At 70.7% G+C, this 19,470-nt stretch carries 20 protein-coding genes; 9 read left to right on the plus strand and 11 right to left on the minus strand.

Annotated features, from left to right (window positions below):
• Positions 1-76: 76 nt before the first annotated feature.
• A complete protein-coding gene (gene xylB / locus OVA26_RS15665) occupies positions 77-1,471 on the minus strand; it encodes a xylulokinase (protein WP_268104784.1) in 1,395 nt (464 codons plus the stop codon).
• A 145-nt stretch (positions 1,472-1,616) separates the two neighbouring features.
• Positions 1,617-2,804 (minus strand): xylose isomerase, encoded by a 1,188-nt coding sequence (gene xylA, locus OVA26_RS15670; RefSeq protein ID WP_268104786.1) that lies wholly within the window; start codon positions 2,802-2,804, stop codon positions 1,617-1,619.
• A 150-nt stretch (positions 2,805-2,954) separates the two neighbouring features.
• Between xylA and OVA26_RS15675 the strand changes: the two genes are divergently transcribed.
• Together OVA26_RS15675 and OVA26_RS15680 are read left to right on the plus strand one after the other, a co-directional pair.
• On the plus strand, positions 2,955-3,161 hold the full coding sequence (locus OVA26_RS15675; protein WP_268104788.1) for a type II toxin-antitoxin system VapB family antitoxin: 207 nt from the start codon (positions 2,955-2,957) through the stop codon (positions 3,159-3,161).
• The gene (locus tag OVA26_RS15680) at positions 3,158-3,571 is read left to right on the plus strand and encodes a PIN domain-containing protein (protein ID WP_268104789.1); all 414 of its coding nucleotides are present in this window, start codon (positions 3,158-3,160) and stop codon (positions 3,569-3,571) included. The genes OVA26_RS15675 and OVA26_RS15680 overlap by 4 nt, the downstream gene beginning before the upstream one ends.
• Positions 3,572-3,581: 10 nt before the next feature.
• On the opposite strand, the gene OVA26_RS15685 is transcribed toward OVA26_RS15680, so the two are convergent.
• A complete protein-coding gene (locus tag OVA26_RS15685) occupies positions 3,582-4,478 on the minus strand; it encodes an esterase/lipase family protein (protein WP_268104790.1) in 897 nt (298 codons plus the stop codon).
• Between the two features lie 156 nt (positions 4,479-4,634).
• Positions 4,635-5,120 carry a glutathione peroxidase gene (locus OVA26_RS15690; protein ID WP_268104792.1) on the minus strand — a complete coding sequence of 162 codons (486 nt, stop codon included), beginning with the start codon at positions 5,118-5,120 and terminating at the stop codon, positions 4,635-4,637.
• A 69-nt stretch (positions 5,121-5,189) separates the two neighbouring features.
• On the opposite strand from OVA26_RS15690, the gene OVA26_RS15695 reads away from it, so the two are divergent.
• Together OVA26_RS15695 and OVA26_RS15700 are read left to right on the plus strand one after the other, a co-directional pair.
• On the plus strand, positions 5,190-6,350 hold the full coding sequence (locus tag OVA26_RS15695) for an ROK family transcriptional regulator (protein WP_268104793.1): 1,161 nt from the start codon (positions 5,190-5,192) through the stop codon (positions 6,348-6,350).
• Between the two features lie 86 nt (positions 6,351-6,436).
• Complete coding sequence (locus OVA26_RS15700; RefSeq protein ID WP_268104794.1) at positions 6,437-7,684, plus strand: D-arabinono-1,4-lactone oxidase; 1,248 nt, start codon at positions 6,437-6,439, stop codon at positions 7,682-7,684.
• A gap of 104 nt (positions 7,685-7,788) precedes the next feature.
• Here OVA26_RS15700 and OVA26_RS15705 read toward each other — a convergent pair whose 3' ends face one another.
• The gene (locus tag OVA26_RS15705; RefSeq protein WP_268104796.1) at positions 7,789-8,517 is read right to left on the minus strand and encodes an SDR family oxidoreductase; all 729 of its coding nucleotides are present in this window, start codon (positions 8,515-8,517) and stop codon (positions 7,789-7,791) included.
• A 237-nt stretch (positions 8,518-8,754) separates the two neighbouring features.
• Here OVA26_RS15705 and OVA26_RS15710 point away from each other — a divergent pair, with 237 nt between their 5' ends.
• From OVA26_RS15710 to OVA26_RS15730, 5 genes are all read left to right on the plus strand, one after another.
• Entirely contained in the window at positions 8,755-9,444 is a 690-nt protein-coding gene (locus tag OVA26_RS15710; protein WP_268104797.1) for a nucleoside/nucleotide kinase family protein, read from the plus strand.
• Entirely contained in the window at positions 9,441-10,217 is a 777-nt protein-coding gene (locus tag OVA26_RS15715) for an ATP-binding cassette domain-containing protein (RefSeq protein ID WP_268104798.1), read from the plus strand. Before OVA26_RS15710 ends, OVA26_RS15715 begins: the two co-directional genes overlap by 4 nt.
• Positions 10,214-11,299: an ABC transporter permease gene (locus tag OVA26_RS15720; RefSeq protein ID WP_074695251.1), complete on the plus strand. Its 1,086-nt coding sequence runs from the start codon at positions 10,214-10,216 to the stop codon at positions 11,297-11,299. The genes OVA26_RS15715 and OVA26_RS15720 overlap by 4 nt, the downstream gene beginning before the upstream one ends.
• Before the next feature lie 75 nt (positions 11,300-11,374).
• Positions 11,375-12,364, plus strand: a complete 990-nt coding sequence (locus OVA26_RS15725) for an ABC transporter substrate-binding protein (RefSeq protein ID WP_268104944.1) — start codon at positions 11,375-11,377, stop codon at positions 12,362-12,364.
• Positions 12,365-12,527: 163 nt separating this feature from the next.
• Positions 12,528-13,988: a mannitol dehydrogenase family protein gene (locus OVA26_RS15730; RefSeq protein ID WP_268104799.1), complete on the plus strand. Its 1,461-nt coding sequence runs from the start codon at positions 12,528-12,530 to the stop codon at positions 13,986-13,988.
• A gap of 13 nt (positions 13,989-14,001) precedes the next feature.
• Here OVA26_RS15730 and OVA26_RS15735 read toward each other — a convergent pair whose 3' ends face one another.
• The 6 genes from OVA26_RS15735 to OVA26_RS15760 all read right to left on the minus strand — a co-directional run bounded on the left by OVA26_RS15735 (position 14,002) and on the right by OVA26_RS15760 (position 19,455).
• Positions 14,002-15,138, minus strand: a complete 1,137-nt coding sequence (locus OVA26_RS15735) for an alpha/beta hydrolase family protein (RefSeq protein ID WP_268104800.1) — start codon at positions 15,136-15,138, stop codon at positions 14,002-14,004.
• Entirely contained in the window at positions 15,135-16,058 is a 924-nt protein-coding gene (locus OVA26_RS15740; protein ID WP_268104801.1) for a hypothetical protein, read from the minus strand. The genes OVA26_RS15735 and OVA26_RS15740 overlap by 4 nt, the downstream gene beginning before the upstream one ends.
• Positions 16,055-16,519 carry a hypothetical protein gene (locus tag OVA26_RS15745; RefSeq protein ID WP_268104802.1) on the minus strand — a complete coding sequence of 155 codons (465 nt, stop codon included), beginning with the start codon at positions 16,517-16,519 and terminating at the stop codon, positions 16,055-16,057. Before OVA26_RS15745 ends, OVA26_RS15740 begins: the two co-directional genes overlap by 4 nt.
• A 19-nt stretch (positions 16,520-16,538) precedes the next feature.
• The gene (locus OVA26_RS15750; RefSeq protein WP_268104804.1) at positions 16,539-17,126 is read right to left on the minus strand and encodes a helix-turn-helix domain-containing protein; all 588 of its coding nucleotides are present in this window, start codon (positions 17,124-17,126) and stop codon (positions 16,539-16,541) included.
• A gap of 308 nt (positions 17,127-17,434) precedes the next feature.
• The gene (locus OVA26_RS15755) at positions 17,435-18,406 is read right to left on the minus strand and encodes a LacI family DNA-binding transcriptional regulator (protein WP_268104945.1); all 972 of its coding nucleotides are present in this window, start codon (positions 18,404-18,406) and stop codon (positions 17,435-17,437) included.
• A gap of 161 nt (positions 18,407-18,567) precedes the next feature.
• The gene (locus OVA26_RS15760) at positions 18,568-19,455 is read right to left on the minus strand and encodes a tagatose-bisphosphate aldolase (protein WP_074695237.1); all 888 of its coding nucleotides are present in this window, start codon (positions 19,453-19,455) and stop codon (positions 18,568-18,570) included.
• Positions 19,456-19,470 lie beyond the last annotated feature (15 nt).

Below are 19,470 nucleotides of genomic sequence, written 5' to 3' on the forward strand. Positions count from 1 at the left end.
CGAGAGTCCGCCGACGCCCCCCTTACAAGACGTCGACGGACCCGGTCCTACTCTGGCCCGCTCGCGGGCGAGAAATCTACTGTTCCGAGGCGCGGAGTGCGGCGATCACGTCGTAGCGCTCGCGGATCTCGGGTCGGTGGTCGGGTTCGACCGTGCGGGTCATCGCGACGGCCCAGTCGACGGGCCCGCCCGCGAGCACCCCCGCCGCCTGGCGGGCCGCGCCGAGCGCGACGTACTCCCCCGCAGCGGGGACGACGATCTCGGCGTCGAACACCTGCGCGGCGATGCGCGCCACTCCCTCGTTCACCGCCGCTCCGCCGATGAGCAGCACGCGGTACACCTCGACACCCTGCGCCTGAATCGCCTCGAGCCCGACGGCCAAGCCGCTCAGCATGCCCTCGATCGCGGCGCGCGCGAAATTCGGGCGGTTCGTGGATGCCAGGGTCAGGCCGGTCAGCGAGGCCTGCGCGTGCGGCAGGTTGGGCGTGCGCTCTCCCTCGAACCACGGCACGAGCACCACGCCGCCGGCAGCAGGCTCGGCCTCGAGGGCCAGGGCCCCGAGCTCGTCGTGGGAGACGCCGAGGAGTCCCGCGAAGGCGTCGAGGACCCGGGCGGCGTTGAGGGTGGCCACGAGCGGCAGGAAGCGCCCCGTGGCGTCGGCGAAGCCGGCCACCGCGCCCGTCGCGTCACGGGCCGGAGTGTCGGTGACGGCGAACACGGTGCCCGAGGTGCCGAGCGAGACGACCACGTCGCCCACGCCCGCGCCGAGGCCGAGGGCCGCGCCGGCATTGTCTCCCGCGCCGGGGCCGACGAGCGCGCCCCCGGGCAGAGCCCCCGCGCTCTCCCATGGGCCGAGCACGCGCGGCAGCACGGCGTCGCGTCCCAGGGCACGGCGGAACAGGTCGAGGTCGTAGCCGTCGGCACCCCAATAGGCGGTACCCGAGGCGTCGGACCGGTCGGTGACGAGCTCCTCGAGAACGGCGTTACCGGGGCCGAACCCGCGCAGACGCCAGGTCAGCCAATCATGCGGCAGTGCCACGGCGGCGACGCGCGCGGCGTTGTCGGGCTCGGCGTCGCGCAACCAGCGGAGCTTGGTGCCCGTGAACGAGGCGACCGGCACGACTCCCGTGCGCTCGGCGAACGCCTGGGAGCCCACCTCCTCGATGAGGTCGCGCGCGGCCTGCGCCGACCGGGTGTCGTTCCACAGCAGAGCGTCGCGGATGACGGCACCCTCGGCGTCGAGCACGACCATGCCGTGCTGCTGGCCCGCGATCGACACCGCGGAGACGTCGTCGAGACCGCCGGCCTGGGCGATGGCATCCTGCAGCGCCTTCCACCAGGCCTCGGGGTCGACCGACGTGCCGGCGGGGTGCGACGCGCGCCCCTCGCGCACGACCTTCCCGGTCTCGGCGTCGACGACGACGACCTTGCACGACTGCGTCGACGAGTCGACTCCCATGACGAGCGCCATGCTCACTCCTCTTGTCCTCGCCGCAACAGTGCGGCATCCCGTTCAGTGTCCACGACATGCCGTCTCGCACGAGCGCGATGCGGCATGTCGTGGACACTCGACGGACAGAGGGCCCGGATGCCGTGGCATCCGGACCCCATCCGACTCAGCGCGCGCCGAGCAGGTGCTCGGTGGCGAGCTGCTGCAGGCGGACGAAGCCGAAGCCCTTGCCGCCGAGGTAGGCGTCGGTGTCGAAGTCCTCGTAGGCCGAGCGGTCGGCGAGGAAGTCGTCGTAGGTCTCGCCCTCGTTCAGCGTGGGCTGGGCGAGCTCGGCGACCTTCGCGGCCTCGAGCGCCTCCTGCACCTCGGGGTCGGCGCGGAAGGCCGCGGCGCGCTCCTTGAGCAGCAGGTAGGTGTTCATGTTGGCCGACACGGAGTCCCAGACACCGGTCTCGTCTTCGGTGCGCGAGGGCTTGTAGTCGAAGTGACGGGGGCCGTCGTAGGAGGGCACGCCGCCGGGGCCGCCGTTCTCGAGCAGGTCCACGAGGGCGAACGCGTTGTGCAGGTCGCCGTGACCGAACACGAGGTCCTGGTCGTACTTGATGCCGCGCTGACCGTTGAGGTCGATGTGGAAGAGCTTGCCGTGGTACAGCGCCTGGGCGATGCCGGCGGCGAAGTTCAGGCCCGCCATCTGCTCGTGGCCGACCTCGGGGTTCAGGCCCACCAGCTCGGGGCGCTCGAGCGAGTCGATGAATGCGATCGCGTGGCCGAGCGTGGGCAGCAGGATGTCGCCGCGGGGCTCGTTGGGCTTGGGCTCGATGGCGAAGCGGATGTCGTAGCCCTTGTCGGTGACATAGTCGCCGAGCAGGTTCACGGCCTCGCGGTAGCGCTCGAGCGCCTGGCGGATGTCCTTCGCGGAGTCGTACTCGGCGCCCTCGCGGCCACCCCACATGACGAACGTCTTCGCACCGAGCTCGGCGGCGAGGTCGAGGTTGCGCAGCACCTTGCGCAACGCGAAACGACGCACCTGGCGGTCGTTCGAGGTGAAACCGCCGTCCTTGAAGACGGGGGCCGAGAAGAGGTTGGTGGTCACCATCGGCGTGACGATGCCGGTGTCGCTCATCGCGCCCTTGAGGCGGTCGATCTGCTTCTGACGCTCGGCGTCGGTGGAGCCGAACGCGAAGAGGTCGTCGTCGTGGAAGGTCAGGCCGTAGGCGCCGAGCTCGGCGAGCTTCTCGACGACGTGCACGACGTCGAGGGGCTCACGCGTGGGGCCGCCGAAGGGGTCGGTGCCGTTGTAGCCGACGGTCCAGAGACCGAACGAGAACTTGTCGTCGCGGGTGGGGGTGGGCATTCCTGCTCCTTCGCATGGACGCACGAGCGCGCGGTGGCGCGCAGCGGGTTTGTTGGTGCTCACAACATATATCCCGGATGCCGCGACGTCCAGCCCCCACGGATAGCAATCCGGCGCATATAATCGCCTATATAACGAAGGGAGCCACTCATGGCCTTGACGAGCGTCGACCTCGATCCGCGCCTCATCGAACGCGCGCGCATTCTCACCGGAGAGCCGTCCAACCGTGCGGTTCTCGACCTCGCCCTTCGCCGCCTGATCGCGTCGAAGCAGAAGGACGCGATGATCGCCGGGATCGCGTCGCTCACCGATCTCGAAGAGCACCTCGATTCGCCCATGGTCGCCCCGACGTCGTGACCGACTACCTGGTCGACAACTCCGTCTGGGCACGGTTGGCCTCCGGGGATTCCGTCATCCGGACGCGGCTCGAACGGATCGCCCGGTCTCCCTCCGACTTGTTCGTCACGTGCCCGCCCCAGGTGCTGGAGTTCTGCCACAGTGCCCGTTCCGCTGAGGAGCACGCGCTCTACCTGGAGCAGATCTCCTTGGGTTTCCCCCTCGAGCGGGCGCCCGACGAGTCCCTCGCCGTCGGCATCCAGTCCGCCCTGTGGGGAGCCGGGCTCGTGCGAGCGGCGGGCTCGATCGACATTCTGATCGCGGCTTACGCGATCGCGAACGACGCGACGATCCTCAGCGCGGACCACGACTTCGATCACATCGCAGCCGTGACCGACCTCGCTCACGAGTACGTCGCGCCGACACTCTGACCCCGCCTCGTCAGCGCCCGAGTGCGTCGTCCACCACCGCGAACACCATGGGGTCCCAGGTCAGCGCGCGCTCCCACGCCAGCCCGCACGCCTCGGCGAAGAAGATGCTGTGCACGTGATCGGGGAACGAGTGGCGCGTCACCTCCGGCAACACCGCCGCAGGGACCTCGTCGGCCCGGCCGCTCGTGAGCGACACCAGGCCGTCGTGCGGCCAGAGCTGCGCCGGCTCGGTCGCGGCGGCGAAGTACCCCGCGCCGATCGCGGTCACCGCGATGCGGTCGAGCACCCCCGCCTGAGCGTCGTTCCACCCGCGGAGGAACCGGCGCGACACCTCGGCCGCTGCCCCTTGCGAGTTCGCGTCGGCATAAGGGCGCGCCTCGGCGAAGATCCGCAGCGTGGCGGGGTCGCCGTGCGCGTCGACCTCGCCGATCTCGCCGTCGAGCAGATCGCCGAGCACTGAGCCGTCCCACGGGGTGCCGAGGGTCACGAGACGCTCCACGCGCGGGCCACTGTCACCGAGCTCGCGGATCGCGGCGCGGGAGAACAGCCCGCCCATCGAGTGGCCGACCAGGTCGACATCGGCGATCCCCTCCTCGGCGGCGAGCCAGCGGAGGAATCCGGCGAGCGCGGCGCCCGCATCGTCGACACGGCCGACCGCGTTGATCGTCACCTCGGCCGGAAGCACGACCGGCACGTCGTCGAAGCCCTGCCACCCGGCATCCGCCCGCACCTGACCCGGCCCGATGCGGGCGGGAGCGGTGAAGACCCGGACGCCGCGATCGAGGAAGGACGAACGGAGCGCGGTCATCGTGTTGCCCGCCGCGAGGCCCGATGCGGCAGCGTGCTCCGGGGCGGTGTACGGGGTCACGGCGGCTCCTCCGGAGACGAGGACGACGGCGTCAGCCATGGCGACTCCTTCGCAGGTCGGGTCCCGGTCAGGATAGGGCAGGTCGCGCACCTCGGCGGACCCGGGGAGTGTCCGACACGCCGCCGAACCCGCCCGCGCGACGGAGCGGGTCCCGGCCGGCGCGCGGCCTCAGGCGCCGGGTCGCGGCGCCCCGCGTCAGTTCGGCAGCGCGTCCTCGATGGCGGCGACGACCTCGGGGGCGTCGGGCAGCGTGCGGGGGCTGAAGCGGGTCACCCGGCCGTCGGGGGCGACGACGAACTTCTCGAAGTTCCACGAGATGCGGCCGGTCTTGCCCTCGGCATCGGGCGTCGTCGTGAGCTCCTTGTACAGGGGGTGCGCGCTGCGCCCGTTGATCTTGACCTTCTCCGACATCGGGAAGGTCACGCCCCACGTCGCGGAGCAGTACTCGGCGATCTTGTCCTCGTCGCTGAGCTCCTGCAGGAACTGGTTGCTGGGGAAGCCGATCACCGTGAAGCCGCGGTCGGCGTACTTCTTGTGCAGCGCCTCGAGTGCCTCGTACTGCGGCGCGAGCCCGCACCGCGACGCGACGTTCACCACGAGGGCCGCCTTGCCGTCTGTCAGCTCGCCGAAGGTCGTCTGCTCGCCGCGGATGGTCGTGATGGGGATGCCGGAAAGGTCCATGTTCCGATCCTGGCATCGCGTTGTTGTGGTCGGGGTGGGAATCGGCCCCGCCCGTGGCACAGTGGTCGGATGGTCACCGCGGGAAGCCGGGGCGACGGCATGCGCCGCGCCAATCTGGCCCTCGTGCTGCGCACCGTGCACCGTGAAGGGCCGCGCTCGCGCGCCGCGCTGACCGAGGCGACGGGCCTGAACCGCTCGACCATCGCCGACCTCGTGGGAGAACTGCAGCGCGCGGGACTCGTGGTCGAACGGGCGTCGAACGCACAGGGGCGCGTCGGCCGCCCCTCCCCCATCGTCGAGCCCGACCCGCGGGTCGTCGCCGTCGCCGTGAACCCCGAGGTCGACGCCCTCGACATCGCAGCGGTCGCCCTCGACGGGTCGATCGTCGCGCGCGAGCGCCTCGAGCAGTCGGCGCTGCTCACCCCCGAGCGCACCGCAGAGCTCGTCGGCATCCGTCTCGATGTCTGGCGCCGCGGGCCACTCGCCGACTCCCGCCTCACCGGCGTGGGCGTCGCCGTCCCCGGTCCGGTGCGCGCGTCCGACGGTCTCGTACGCGAGGCTCCGCACCTCGGTTGGACCGACGCCGCCCTCGCCGGCCTGATGACGGATGCCACGGGGCTCACGACCCATGTCGCGAATGACGCGGCGCTGGGAGCCGTGGCCGAGCACCTGTTCGGAGCCGCGCGCGGCGTGCACGACGTCGTCTACCTCAACGGCGGCGCGAGCGGTATCGGCGGGGCGGTCATCGTCGGCGGGATGCCGCTGGGCGGGGCAGGCGGCTACGCCGGGGAGTTCGGCCAGAACAGACCCGGGATCGCCGACCCCGACGATCGGCGCGCACCCGAGGGCGTGCTCGAAGACGAGGTCAGCCGATCGCTTCTGCTGCGCGCGCTCGGCATCGACGCCGCCGACGACGCGGCCCTCGCGGCGGCGCTCACCCGCAGCACCGACCCGACGGTGCGGGCGGAGACCGATCGGCAACGCCGCATTCTCGCCACGGCCCTCGCCAACGCCGCGAACGTGATGAATCCCGCGGTGATCGTGCTCGGCGGGTTCCTCGCGAGCCTCGGCGAGCTCGACCTGGCCGGTCTCGACGCCGCGGTGCGCGCGCAGACGATCCCCGCGTGCGCGGAGGGGCTGCGCCTGGCCGTCGCCGAGCTCGGCGAGAACCGCCTGCTCGTCGGCGCGGCCGAGGCCGTGTTCGAGGCCGCTCTCTTCCCCGCGCGCTGAGCGCGAAACTCTCCTCGAAACCTCGCGCCCGGCCCCGATGTCGGCGGTCCGGGGCAGGATGGGTGAGCGACGACGCGAGGAGAACCATGATCGAGACACGTTCCGCCGGAGCCACCTGGTCGGGCAACCACCAGTACCGTGCCACCGAGGTGCTGCTGCCCACCGGGCCCGACGAACTGGCCGAGGTCGTGGCATCCGCGGATCATCTGCGCGTGCAGGCGACCCGCCACACCTTCAACGACGTCGCCGACAGCGAGGGCGCACTCGTCTCGCTCGAGAGGATGCCCACGCGCATCGACATCGCAGGCAGCCGGGTGCGCGTCGAAGGGCTCGTGACCTTCGCCCAGCTGGCGCCCGTGCTCGAGGCCGAGGGCCGGGCGCTGCACAACCTCGGCTCGCTCCCCCACATCTCGGTGGCGGGTGCGACGGCGACCGGCACGCACGGCTCGGGCGTGCGCAACGGCAATCTCTCGAGTGCCGTGACGGGCGTCGAGCTGATGGATGCCGACGGCCGCACGCACCGCATCGACGAGGACCACCCATGGTTCGGCGCGGCAGCCCTCAGCATCGGCGCCCTGGGCGTGGTCACCGCGGTCGAGCTGCGCACCGAACCGACCTACTCCGTCACGCAGCAGGCGTATACCGGAGTCGCGTGGGCCGACATCGTGGCGGATCCGATCGCGGTGCTCGGTGGCTCGCACAGCGTCAGCATCTTCACGACCTGGGGAGACCCCGCGCACGACCTGGTCTGGGCCAAGAGCGACACGGGCTCGCCGTCGTGGGTCGAAGAACTCGGCGGGATCGCCGTCGGCGACGACATCCATCTCGGCCGCATCCGCACCGTCGACAACACGACGCCGCGGGGTACCTCAGGGCCGTGGCACACGCGCCTTCCGCACTTCCGCGCCGACGCGCTGCCCAGCGACGGCGACGAGATCCAATCGGAGTACTTCGTGCCGCTGGCCTCGGCGACCGAGGCTCTCGCGGCCGTGCGCGAGATCGCCCCGGACTTCGCCGAGCACCTGCTGGTGACCGAGCTGCGCACGGTCGCCGCCGATCGGCTGTGGCTGAGCCCCGCGTACGAGCGCGACGTGCTCGCCATCCACTTCACCTGGCGCAACGACACCGAGGGCGTGCTCTCAGCGCTGCCGCACATCGAGGCCGCTCTCGCGCCGTTCGATGCGCGGCCGCACTGGGGCAAGGCGTTCACCATGCCCGGTGAGCGGATCCTGGCGACCCTGCCGCGTGCCCACGACTTCGATGCGGTCGCGCGCGAGGCGGACCCGCGCGGTGTCTTCCGCAACGCGTTCCTGCACCGCGTTTTCGGGGGCTGATCAGCCCGACCCAGGTCCCTGAGCCTGTCGAAGGACCGGTACCAACGCACGCGTCACCACGAGACGGCGCCGCCCACCGCGTCGCCGCCTCACGGCATCCGGGATCAGCGGCTGGAGTAGCCGCCGTCGATGGGAAGCGAGACGCCCGAGATCATGCCGGCGCCGTCGCCGAGGAGGAACACGATCGGCGCCGCGATGTCGTCTTCGGTGGCCCACTTGTGCAGCGGCATGGCCTCGAGGAAGGGACCCTCGATGTCGGGACGACCCCAGTACCAAGCCGACATCGGGGTCATGACGACCGTGGGGTTCACGCTGTTGACGCGGATGCCGTAGCCACCGAGCTCGAGGGCCGAGACCCGCGTGATGTTGTCGAGGGCGGCCTTCGACGATCCGTAAGAGATGTGACCGGTGAGGGCGACGAGGCTCGCCTGGCTGGAGACGTTCACGATCGCGCCGCCCTTGCCGACGCGGATCATCTCGCGCGAGGCGTACTTGGTGACCAGCAGCGAGCCGCGCGCGTTGATGCGCATGACCTTGTCGAACACGTCGATGTCGGTGTCCATCGGGGTCGCGATCTCGCCGCCCCAGCCGCCGCAGTTGACGACGCCGTAGATGTCGCGGCCCTCGATGGCCGCGCGGATCTCGTCTTCGGATTCGAGGTCGAACACGACGGGCTCGGCACCGGTTTCGGCGCTGATCGCGGCGACGCTGTCGGCGTCGCGACCCGCGGCGAGGACCGTCGCGCCGGCGGCCACGAGGTGGCGCACGGTCGCGCCTCCGATGCTGCCACCGGCTCCGGTGACGAGGATGGTGCGGTCGGTGAATTCGGTCATGGGTGGCCTCTTTCGCGGGTCCGGGAGTCGAGGACGACGGCAGTGTCGTCGCGGCCCATGATAACCACAGAATCACGCGGATGACTTCGGTGTCATGACGAATTGGTCACGGGTGTTGACACCGGTGTCACGGTGGGCTTACCGTAACCGGAGTTCGACCGGTGGACACCCCCGCCGGACCCGCTTCATCGACGCAGCACTCCGCCGTGGTGCGTCGCCCGGAAGGACCACACCGCTGTGACCCACACCTCGGAGAACGACGCGACGACCGCCGCCGCGACCGTGCACCTCGACGACCTCGTCGCCCGTGCCCGGCAGCTCGCGGCGTCGGGCGAGCGGCGCATCCTGGGCGTGGCCGGCACCCCCGGCGCGGGCAAGTCGACCGTCAGCGACGCCCTGCTCGCCGCCCTCGGCGACGACGCGGTGCTCGTCGGCATGGACGGCTTCCACCTCGCCAACGAGGAGCTCGTACGCCTCGGCCGGCGCGACCGCAAGGGCGCCCCCGACACCTTCGACGTCGAGGGCTACGTCGCCCTGCTCGATCGCATCCGCGCCGGGCACGAGGTCTACGCCCCGCGCTTCAACCGCGCCCTCGAGGAGTCGATCGGCTCGGCGGTGCTCGTGCCCGCCCGCGTTCCTCTCGCCATCACCGAGGGCAACTACCTGCTGCACGACGAGTTCGGGTGGGATGCCGTCGCCTCGCGCCTCGACGAGGTGTGGTTCCTCGACATCGACTCCCCCGCGCGCCGCGAGCGCCTTGTCGCGCGGCGCCTCTCCCACGACCACCCCTACGACGAAGCCGTCGCCTGGGTCCGCGAGGTCGACGAGCGCAATGCCCTCGTCGTCGAACGCGGGCGCGACCGCGCCGACCTCGTCGTCACCGTCTCCGATGCCCCCGTCGGTCCCCACGAAGGAGCTTCCTCATGAGCACCACCACGGCCACGCCCGTGCTGCAGGCGCGCGGCCTGTCGCGTCAGTTCGGATCCGTCCGCGCCCTCAACAACGTGGACTTCGAGGTCTACCCGGGTGAGGTCACTGCCCTGATCGGCGACAACGGCGCCGGCAAGTCGACACTCGTGAAGGCCCTCTCGGGCAACCTCGCGGTCGACGAGGGCGAGATCCTCTTCGACGGCAAGCCCATCGACATGTCGAACCCGCAGATCGCCTCCGGCCTCGGCATCGAGACCGTCTACCAGGACCTCGCTCTCGCCCCCCACCTCGACCCGGTGCAGAACATGTACCTGGGCCGCGAGATCCGCCGCCCCGGCCTCGCGGGAGCGCTCGGCTTCATGAAGACCAAGGACATGGCGAAGGCCTCCCGCGACGCATTCGACGAACTCGGCGCCACCGTCCGCTCGCTCACCTCGCCCGTCGGCGAGATGTCGGGCGGTCAGCGTCAGGCCATCGCGATCGCCCGCGCCGTGCACTGGGCCTCGCGAGTCGTGTTCCTGGACGAGCCGACCGCCGCCCTCGGTGTGCGTCAGACCAAGAACGTGCTCGAGACCATCCGGCGCGTGCGTGACAAGGGCATCGCCGTGGTCTTCATCTCGCACTCGATGCCGCACGTCATCGACGTCAGCGACCGCATCCAGGTCCTGCGCCTCGGGACCCGCGTCGCCAACATCAACGCCAAGGACACCTCCATGGAAGAGCTCGTCGGACTCATGACCGGCGCCGTCACGAAGGACGACCAGAAGTGAGCCTCAAGACTCCCCCGACCGAGACCGTCGCGATCGGCACGTTCGACGACAACAAGAAGACCAACCCGGTCGCCGCGGTCCTGCGCACGCAGGCGTTCCAGATCCTCCTGGTTCTGCTGGCGATCATCATCGTCTTCAGCATCATCGCGCCCGACTCGTTCGCCCAGTGGTCGAACTTCCGCCTCATCATCCAGAACGCCTCGATCCTCGCGGTGCTCGCCGTCGGCATGACCTACGTCATCATCACCGCCGGCATCGACCTGTCGGTCGGGTCCGTCCTCGTCTTCTCGGGGGTCGTATCGGCCCTCGTCATGCGAGCGATGGGCGGCGAGGGGTGGGGCGTCGCTACGGTCGGCATCATCGTCGCGGTCCTGAGCGGCGTGTGCTGGGGGCTGTTCAACGGCTTCCTCATCGCGAAGGCGAAGATCCCGCCGCTCATCGTCACCCTCGGCTCGCTGGGCATGGCACTCGGTCTCGCGCAGATCCTCACCGGCGGCGTCGACATCCGCGACGTGCCCACCGTGCTGACCGTCTCGATCGGCTACGGCAACGTGTTCGGATCCGTCCCGATCATCAGCGTCATCGCGCTCGTCGTGGTGCTGATCGGCGCTGTCGTCCTGCACTTCACGCGCTTCGGCCTCTACACGTTGGCCGTGGGCTCGAGCGAGATCGCCGCCCGCCGCGTCGGTGTGAAGGTCGACGCACAGTTGATCAAGATCTACACGATCTCCGGCGCCCTGGCCGGGCTCGGCGGCATCCTGTCTCTCTCCCAGTTCTCCACGACCGCCATCGCCGGCCAGTCCCAGACCAACCTGAACGTCATCGCCGCTGTCGTGATCGGCGGCACCTCGCTCTTCGGCGGGGTCGGCACGATCATGGGCACCGTCGTGGGCCTGTTCATCCCGGCGGTGCTGCAGAACGGCTTCGTCATCACCGGCGTGCAGCCCTTCTGGCAGCAGGTCGCCGTCGGCGCGGTGCTGATCGCGGCGGTCTACGTCGACCAGGTGCGCCGCACCGCCGCGACCCGCGGTACCTCGCAGGGCCTCTGGCGCAAGTTCCTCAGCGGAGGTCGACGCGGCTGATCCGCGGCGGCATCCCCTCCCTCTCCACCCCTTACCAACCCGACAGCAGTACTCCAGAAAAGAACGGTGATCACAATGAAGTGGAACAAGAAGGCGACCGCCCTGACGGTCTTCGGCATGGCGGCGACGCTGACCCTCGCGGGGTGCTCGGGCGGTGCGTCCTCGGGCGGCGCGTCCGGCGGCGCCGACGGCGGGTACAAGATCGCGTTCGTGCAGGGCGTCGCGGGAGATGAGTTCTACATCTCGATGCAGTGCGGCATCCAGGCCGAGGCCGAGAAGGAGGGTGCCACCGTCACTACGCAGGGTCCCGAGAAGTTCGACCCGACCCTCCAGAAGCCGATCGTCGACGCGGTCGTGGCCTCCAAGCCCGACGCGCTGCTCATCGCCCCCACCGACGTCTCGGCCATGCAGGCGCCCATCGCGGCCGCCGAGGCAGCCGGCATCAAGGTGGTGCTGGTCGACACGACGCTGGAAGACCCCTCCGGTGCGGTCTCGCAGATCTCCTCCGACAACGAAGGCGGCGGAGCTGCGGCGTTCGAAGCGATCCAGAAGGCCAACCCGGGCGGCGGCAAGGTCCTCGTCGTCTCCACCGACCCGGGTGTCTCCACCACCGACGCCCGCGCCCAGGGCTTCGAAGACGCCGTCAAGAAAGACAGCAAGTTCACCTCGGTGGGCGTGCAGTACTCCCACAACGAACCCTCCACGGCTGCGGAGATCGTGACGGCGGCGCTGCAGAAGGACCCCGACATCGTCGGCATCTTCGCCGCCAACCTCTTCGCCGCCGAAGGCTCCGCCACCGGCGTCCAGCAAGCCGGCAAGCAGGGCGCCGTGACCATCGTCGGCTTCGACGCCGGCCCCGCCCAGGTCAAGGCCCTCGAGGCCGGCACCGTTCAGGCCCTCGTCGCCCAGGAACCCGCCACCATCGGCGAAGACGGCGTCAAGCAGGCCATCGCGGCGCTGAAGGGCGAGAGCACCGAGGCCAAGATTCAGACCGGCTTCACCATCCTGACGAAGGACAACATCACCACCGACGGCAAGGACGCGGTCTACAAGTCGTCCTGCTGATCGATTCCGGATGCCGGGATCTCGCGCTCACGCGGCGTCCCGGCATCCCCCTCCCCCCCCCCCCCTCCCCCTCCCCGCGCGTGAGTCGCCAAGGTCTGTCGCTTCCGACACCCCTGAAGCGACAGAATCTGGCGACTCACGCGCATCGACCACGGAGCCCCGCATGACCGACCTCACCGCCGCCGCCCTCCCCTCCCTCGCGACGAACGTCTCCGTTCCGACGTACGACAGGTCGGCCGTGCGCGCGCGCATCGTGCACTTCGGTGTGGGCGGCTTCCACCGGGCGCACGAGGCCATGTACCTCGACCGCCTGCTCGAAGCCGGCCACACCGAGTGGGGCCTGTGCGGAGTCGGGGTCCTGTCGTTCGACGCGTCCATGCGCGACGCCCTCGCCGCTCAAGACGACCTCTACACGCTCGTCACGACCGCGCCCGACGGGACCTCCACCGCCCGCGTCGTCGGCTCCATCGTCGAGTACCTCTTCGTGCCCGATGACCCCGAGGCCGTGGTCGCGAAGCTCGCCGCCCCCGACACCGCGATCGCCTCTCTCACCATCACCGAGGGCGGGTACGGCATCGACGACGCCACCGGCGCCTACGCCCCGCGCGACGAGGCGACGCTCGCCGACCTCGACGGTGCGACCCCGCCGCGCAGCGTCATGGGTCTGCTCACCGAAGCTCTTCGCCGACGCCGGGATGCCGGCATCCCGGCCTTCACCGTCATGTCGTGCGACAACATCCAGGGCAACGGACACGTCGCCCGTGCGGCCCTGCTCGGTTTCGCCGAGCGGCGCGACGCCGAGCTGTCGAGCTGGATCGCCGAGAACGTGTCGTTCCCGAACTCGATGGTCGACCGCATCACGCCCGTGACCACCGACGAGACGCGCGACGCGATCGCCTCGGACTTCGGCATCCGCGACCGCTGGCCCGTGCGCAGCGAGTCGTTCGAGCAGTGGGTGCTCGAAGACGCCTTCCCCGCCGGGCGCCCGCCGTTCGACGAGGTCGGCGTTCAGCTCGTCGACGACGTCGAGCCCTACGAGCTGATGAAGCTGCGCCTGCTCAACGCCTCGCACCAGGCCATGAGCTACCTCGGCATTCTCTCGGGCGCGCACTACGTGCACGAGGTGTGCACCGACCCGCTGTTCGTCGACTTCCTGCAGGGATACATGCACGAGGAGGCGATCCCGACGCTCCGCGCGGTCCCGGGGATCGACCTCGATGCCTACTGCGACCAGCTCATCGCCCGTTTCGGCAGTGAGGCGATCCGCGACACCCTCGCGCGCCAGGTCGTCGACGGCTCGGACCGCCTGCCGAAGTTCCTGCTGCCGGTCGTGCGTGAGCAGCTCGCCTCGGGCGGCCGCATCGACCACGCCGCGCTCGTGCTCGCGGGGTGGAGCGTCTTCCTCGAGGGGCGCACCGAGTCGGGCGAAGAGACGCCCGCGGTCGACAGCCGTCTCGACGAACTGCGGGCGATCGTCGCCGACGACCCTGTGTCGCTCCTCGACTACGCCCCCGTCTTCGGCGACCTCGGGCAGAACCCCCGCCTGCGCGAGGCCTACCTCGCGGCGCGGGCGTCGCTGGCCGAGCGCGGGGCGCGCGGAGCGATCGCCGCCCTCGCCGGCTGACGGCCCGGGCGGGTCAAGTACGCGGTCGGCTCCGCAGGAACCCCGCGATGGCGTCGTGGAACCGCGTCGGGTCCTGGTTCGCCTCGTTGCAGTGACCGGTCGCATCGAACGCGATGAGCTCGGCCTCGGGATGCCGTTTCACGTACGCGAGCGACCCGCTCACCGGCACCACGGGGTCGCGCAGGCTGTGCACGATCAGGGTGGGGACGCGAGGCGCGGGCCGCGGACCGTCGACCCAGTTGAGCGCCGGGGCGTCCACGCCCTCGATGAGTCCGAGTGCTCGCGCGCCGAGGGCGCTGCCCAGGATGCGCATCGATGCTCCCGCCACCGAGCGCGGAAGGTGGGCGCCCGCGACGGCGTTCTCGACCACGCGCGTCCAGTCGAGGGCCGGCGCGACGAGCACGAGAGCCGTGACCCGGTCGCGGTGCGCCGATTGCTCGAGCGCGAGCATCGCGATCGTTCCCCCCATCGACCAGGCCACGAGCACGATCTCGCGCGCCCCCTGGTCGACGGCATACGAGATCGCGTCGTCGACGTCTCTCCACTCGCGCGTCCCGAGCGTCGAGGGGAGGGAATCGGCGGGGGCGCACTCCTCGTCGCCCGCGTACGAGACGACGAGCGACATCCACCCCGCGTCGGCTGCGGCCGGGGTGGAGCGCAAGGCACCGTTGCGGCTGGAACGCAGGCCGTGGACGTGGATCGTCCACCGTCCGTCCGCGGTGTCGCGGTCGCCGATCTCCCAGGCCTCCGCGACTCCGCCGCGTCGCAGCGGCACCGAGACGTGTCGAGTGGGCCCGACCTCCTCGGGGGCGCCGATGCTCTGCGAGGTCCAGGTGGCCACGGCATCCCCGTCTTCGAGGCCCTCCGGTCGCGCCGCCAGCGCGCGCACGACCCGGTCCTTCCCGATGCGCAGCGGCTCGCCGACGACCAGGTGCCGACCGTCGTCGAGCCACAGTCCGTACGTGCCCGGCTCGCGGCTCTCCAGCGTGGCCGGCACCGAGACGGTGTCGCCCGCGACAGTGATCGGGGCGTACACCTTCGGAGCGCGCGGCGCGATGAGACGGCGGGCGACGTAGCCGGCGACGGCCGTGTGAGCGAGGGCGAGAGTCGCGGCGGCGACTCCGGTGCCGACGGCGAGGGATCGGATCATGGGTGGACTCCCGTGGTTCGTCGGGTCAGGTGGGCGTCGATGTCGTCGAGCAGAGCGCGCTGAGGAGGGCTGAGCGGCGTCGAGGTGGCGATCGCGTCGTCTTCGATGGCGACCCGCAGGGCGTGGAGGCGTGTGTCGGCGACGGCATCGGCCGGGAGCCCGGGGAACGAGTCCACTCCACGCTCCCGGGCGACCGGCTCGAGCCGCGCCAGCAGCTCATCGCCGCGGCGGCGGATGCGCGTCGTCGTGCGGGATGCCACGAAGATCCCGATCACGAACGAGACGACCCCGAGGTAGAAGAGCGGATCGAACAGCGCACTGACCAGCGCGTCCGGCTCGAAGAACCGCGACAGCGTGAGGTCGAGGATCTCACTGAGGCACCCGAGAACGATCCCCACCGCCCCGACGCGGAAGAAGACGCGCGTTTTCGGCAGCGATCCGCGGGCCGAGCGGAACAGCAGCAGGCCGACGAGCGCGATACCCGCCATGTGCAGCACGCCGTACGCCCATGCGCCGGTCGAGGTCATCGCCGCATCCTCGAGGAACCGGAACGACGACGTCCCCCGCTCGGGGAGGGCGGCGAAGAAGACCACCGCGAACAGCGCGCCGAGCAGGCCGGGGAACCACCACCGCAGGGTGCGGATACGCGCGCTCACCGGAGCGGTACCCGCCTGGATGCCGAGCCACAGCGCCACCATGGTGAGCACGTTCTGCACGAGCTTGAGGACGTTCGTTCCGCCGAGGAACCCGTCGAGGATCTCGAGGGGGATGACGGTGCCCTGCGTGAGCAGGGCGATGCAGCCGATAAGAGCGGCGAGCCACGCGATGCGCGCCCGCGGCTGGCGCCAGGCGACGCGGGCCCGGAGCACGACGACGAGAAGCAGCCCCGCCAGTGCCGCGTCGATCAGAAGGACGGTCACCACGACGACTCGGCCACCCTCGGCGAGGTGTACAGCAGGCGCGCGATCCGGTGCGCGATGTGCTCGGCGACGAGTTCCGCCTCGTACTCCGGCGTGGTCAACAGGGGGTTGTCATGGGGTGAGACCGAGGAACGCTCGTGCAGAGCGCCGGAGCAGTGGGCGTCGTCGAGGAGGTGACCCAGTTCGTGGGAGGCGGCGAACTGGCTGTAGATCGCGGCATCCGAGGCGCGGACGTGGATGCTGCCCTCGCGTCGATCGGCGAAGTAGGTGAGGAAACCGGTCAACGTGCCCCACCCCGCCGTGTCGGTCTCGGGGACGATGCGCAAGCGGATCTCGAGCGCCTGCTCGACCGCGTGGACGACCTGGTCGAAGGTCATGCCGACGGCGAGACCGGCGCGCTGGATCGCGCGGTCGGCGCGCGCCTGCACGCGGGCGATCATCTCGTCCGCTTCCGTCACCACCGTCCCCCCTCACGGCTGATCATGTCGCGGGCGGCCTGCTTCGCAGGGAGTGCGCGATGGCGCGGAGGGCGTCGGGCGACATCTCGCCGAGGGCGCGGAATTGGATGCTGCTCGCTCCCGCCTCGCGCATCGCGTCGCGCAGTTCGAGCTCGGCGTCGGTCCGGTCGGTCACCGCGTCGTCGGTGTAGTCGGTGAGGTACTCGGTCGGCACGTCGGCCCAGTGCGTGATCAGGCGCAGGACCTCTTCGTCGAGCACGACGGTGTTGGTCGCGGCGGCGAGGAGGGCACGCGCGCTCTCGGCGGCGGCGGGGTCGATCTCATCGAGGTGATCGACGAGGTCGTTCTCCGTCGCCCCCTGGCTTTGGACGAGTCGACGGACGCGGGCGGCGAGGGGGGCCGCGGGGACGCGCATCTCGACCCGGGGCGCGGAGTCGGGGTTCGCGACTTCTTCGGGGGCCACTCCGAGGGCGGCGGCGAGCGCCTCGATGTCGTTCGTGTTGTACGGCAGAGAGAAGCCCGCGCGCGACTGGTAGTAGCTCTTCGTCATTCCGGCGCGACTGAGCAGCTCGCCCACCGTCAGGCCTTTCGCCCGACGCAGGCGATCCACATTCGCCACCACTCGCCGGGAGTACCGCGAGGGCGGTCCGACAGCGCCGCGACCCACATTCCGATCGTAGACGCCCCCGACGACGCAGGGATGATCGTATTTACGGCCCGAGCGCGGGTGCTATTTACGAGACGCTGTGCTTGTATGGATGACGACCGCGCGCGGGCGTCCGTGGGGGAAACCCCGCGCGCGAGCGACCGGGAGAGGCTTCCCGGTCCGTCGGCGACGGGCACGGCACCATTGGGGGGTGCCGTGCCCGTCGCTTCGGCGGATCGATCACGCGGGCCTCCCGGACCCGGAAGCGCCGATCAGAGGCCGCAGGACTCCCGCTCGACGAGCGACACGTCGATGACCGTCAGCTCGTCGAGGCCGAGACCGGCGTCGGGCTGCAGGCGCGCGAAGACGCGTTCGGCCGCGAGCGCTCCGATGCGGCGCGGATCCTGGTCGACGACCGTGACCGAGGGGGTCAGGGTGTCGGCCATCGGGAAGTCGCCGAATCCGACGAACGGCAGCGACTGCCCGCGCAGCACGTGGGCGAGAGCCATCGATGAGCGCGCGTTGGCCGAGAAGACGGCGGTGGGCGGGTCGGCGAGCGCGCGCAGGCGTCCGAGGGCGGATGCCGCGGACTCGCGGTCCGACACCTGCGAGGCGATCAGCTGTTCGTCGACGTCGACCCCGGCTTCGCGGAGTGCTCGTCGCCAGCCCTCGACGCGCTTCGTCTCGGTCGACAGGTGCACCATGTCGCCCACGTAGGCGATGCGACGGTGACCGTGCGAGAGCAGATGGGCGGTCGCGAGATGGGCGCCCGCTTCGTCGTTCTCGGTGAACGTGTCGGTGAGCAGCCCCACCGGAGCGCGGTCCACGAAGACGATCGGCGTGTGGCCGCGCCAGCGCTCGAGCCACGAGTGGTCGGTGCCGACGGGGGCGATCACCAGCCCGGTGAGCTGACGCCCCAGGAGAGACTCCAGAGCGGGACGCTCGTCGGCGGGATCCTCGCCGAGGCTGGTGACGAGGGTGGAGAGCCCGCGCCGTCGGGCGGCGTCTTCGACCGACCGCGCGATCGCGGCGAAGAACGGGTCGACGACGTCGGGAACGGCGACCCCGATGACCGAGGCGCGACCGGCGCGGAAGGTCGTCGCCAGGGCGTTGGGCACGTAGTTGAGTTCGCGCATCGCGGCCTCGACGAGGGCGCGGGTGTCGGGCAGCACGTGCGGGTCGTCGTTGAAGACGCGCGACACGGTCTTGGTGCTCACCCCGGCGCGCAGGGCGACATCGCGCATGGTGGTCACGAGACACCTCCGAGGTAGGGGATCGGGCGGGGGGCTGCTCCGACAGGCCACCCTATCCGGCGACGGGTCGGACCCGCCCGCCCGGGGCCGCAGCGACGCTCCCCGCGTGCACCCGCGGTGAGCGCGCCCCGACCCGAGCGGGCGTAGTCATCTCAGTGACCGTCGACGGCGTCGGCGAGCTCGCGCAGGCGCGGCAGGGCGCGGCCCGAGAGCAGCTCCTCGCGGCGGTCGGCGTCGATCGAGAGGCTGTCCTTCCACAGCGACCGGCCGGCCATCGCACCCGAGGCGCCGTTCGCGACGGCGGTGCGCACCTGCTCGATGAAGGTCTCGTGGTCGACGCCGGCCGACAGCACGGCCCACGGCACGCCCTGGGCGGCCTCGGTCACCCGGGCGCTCGCCTCGGCGGAGCCGGGGTACTGCAGCTTCAGGATCTTTGCGCCGCAGGCAACGGCGAGGGCGGCTCCGTCGACGACGAGGTCGGCGAAGGTCGCCGTGTACTCCTCGTCGCTCTCGTCGTCGAGCTGGTAGGTCAGCAGCTCGACGATCAGCAGCAGCCCCTCGGCCTCGCACGCCTGCACAAGGTCGCGGATCTCGTGCGCGACGCGGGAGTCGGCATCCTGCTTGTCGGGGCGGGTGTACCAGAGCATCTTGGCGACGTCGGCACCCTGCTCGCGGATCGAGTGGGGGGTGGCTCCGGGAACGAAACGCGTGTACTTCAGCCCGTCGACGGTCTCGGCACCCGAGGCGTCGAGGCCCACGACGAGCGCGGTGTCGCGAGCGAGCACACCGTCGTCGACGATCTGCGGCAGCGCGACCTCCGGGTCCAGCAGGATCGCCGGCGCGTGGTTGGCGAGGTGGCGCACGAGGTCGGCCTTCACCTGGGCGAGCTCGTCGCGCGAGATCGCGTCGGAGCCGTTCGGGGCGTCTTTGATCGCGGCCTTCATGCCGTTGCGCTGGTCGGCAGCGACGATGAGCATGTGGCCGTCGGGAGTGCTGATCGACTGGAGCGCGCGGCGTTCGATCGTGGTGAGTGCGTTCATGATCTCTCTTCTCTG

Origin of the sequence: Microbacterium sp. SL62, assembly GCF_026672635.1 — a bacterium.
Classification (GTDB): domain Bacteria; phylum Actinomycetota; class Actinomycetes; order Actinomycetales; family Microbacteriaceae; genus Microbacterium; species Microbacterium testaceum_A.

Bases quoted from the DNA above. Each gene is read 5' to 3' on its own strand.
- xylB (WP_268104784.1), bottom strand. From the start codon at position 1,471: ATGGCGCTCGTCATGGGAGTCGACTCGTCGACGCAGTCGTGCAAGGTC.
- xylA (WP_268104786.1), bottom strand. From the start codon at position 2,804: ATGCCCACCCCCACCCGCGACGACAAGTTCTCGTTCGGTCTCTGGACC.
- OVA26_RS15675 (WP_268104788.1), top strand. From the start codon at position 2,955: ATGGCCTTGACGAGCGTCGACCTCGATCCGCGCCTCATCGAACGCGCG.
- OVA26_RS15685 (WP_268104790.1), bottom strand. From the start codon at position 4,478: ATGGCTGACGCCGTCGTCCTCGTCTCCGGAGGAGCCGCCGTGACCCCG.
- OVA26_RS15690 (WP_268104792.1), bottom strand. From the start codon at position 5,120: ATGGACCTTTCCGGCATCCCCATCACGACCATCCGCGGCGAGCAGACG.
- OVA26_RS15695 (WP_268104793.1), top strand. From the start codon at position 5,190: ATGGTCACCGCGGGAAGCCGGGGCGACGGCATGCGCCGCGCCAATCTG.
- OVA26_RS15700 (WP_268104794.1), top strand. From the start codon at position 6,437: ATGATCGAGACACGTTCCGCCGGAGCCACCTGGTCGGGCAACCACCAG.
- OVA26_RS15705 (WP_268104796.1), bottom strand. From the start codon at position 8,517: ATGACCGAATTCACCGACCGCACCATCCTCGTCACCGGAGCCGGTGGC.
- OVA26_RS15715 (WP_268104798.1), top strand. From the start codon at position 9,441: ATGAGCACCACCACGGCCACGCCCGTGCTGCAGGCGCGCGGCCTGTCG.
- OVA26_RS15725 (WP_268104944.1), top strand. From the start codon at position 11,375: ATGAAGTGGAACAAGAAGGCGACCGCCCTGACGGTCTTCGGCATGGCG.
- OVA26_RS15730 (WP_268104799.1), top strand. From the start codon at position 12,528: ATGACCGACCTCACCGCCGCCGCCCTCCCCTCCCTCGCGACGAACGTC.
- OVA26_RS15735 (WP_268104800.1), bottom strand. From the start codon at position 15,138: ATGATCCGATCCCTCGCCGTCGGCACCGGAGTCGCCGCCGCGACTCTC.
- OVA26_RS15755 (WP_268104945.1), bottom strand. From the start codon at position 18,406: ATGCGCGATGTCGCCCTGCGCGCCGGGGTGAGCACCAAGACCGTGTCG.
- OVA26_RS15760 (WP_074695237.1), bottom strand. From the start codon at position 19,455: ATGAACGCACTCACCACGATCGAACGCCGCGCGCTCCAGTCGATCAGC.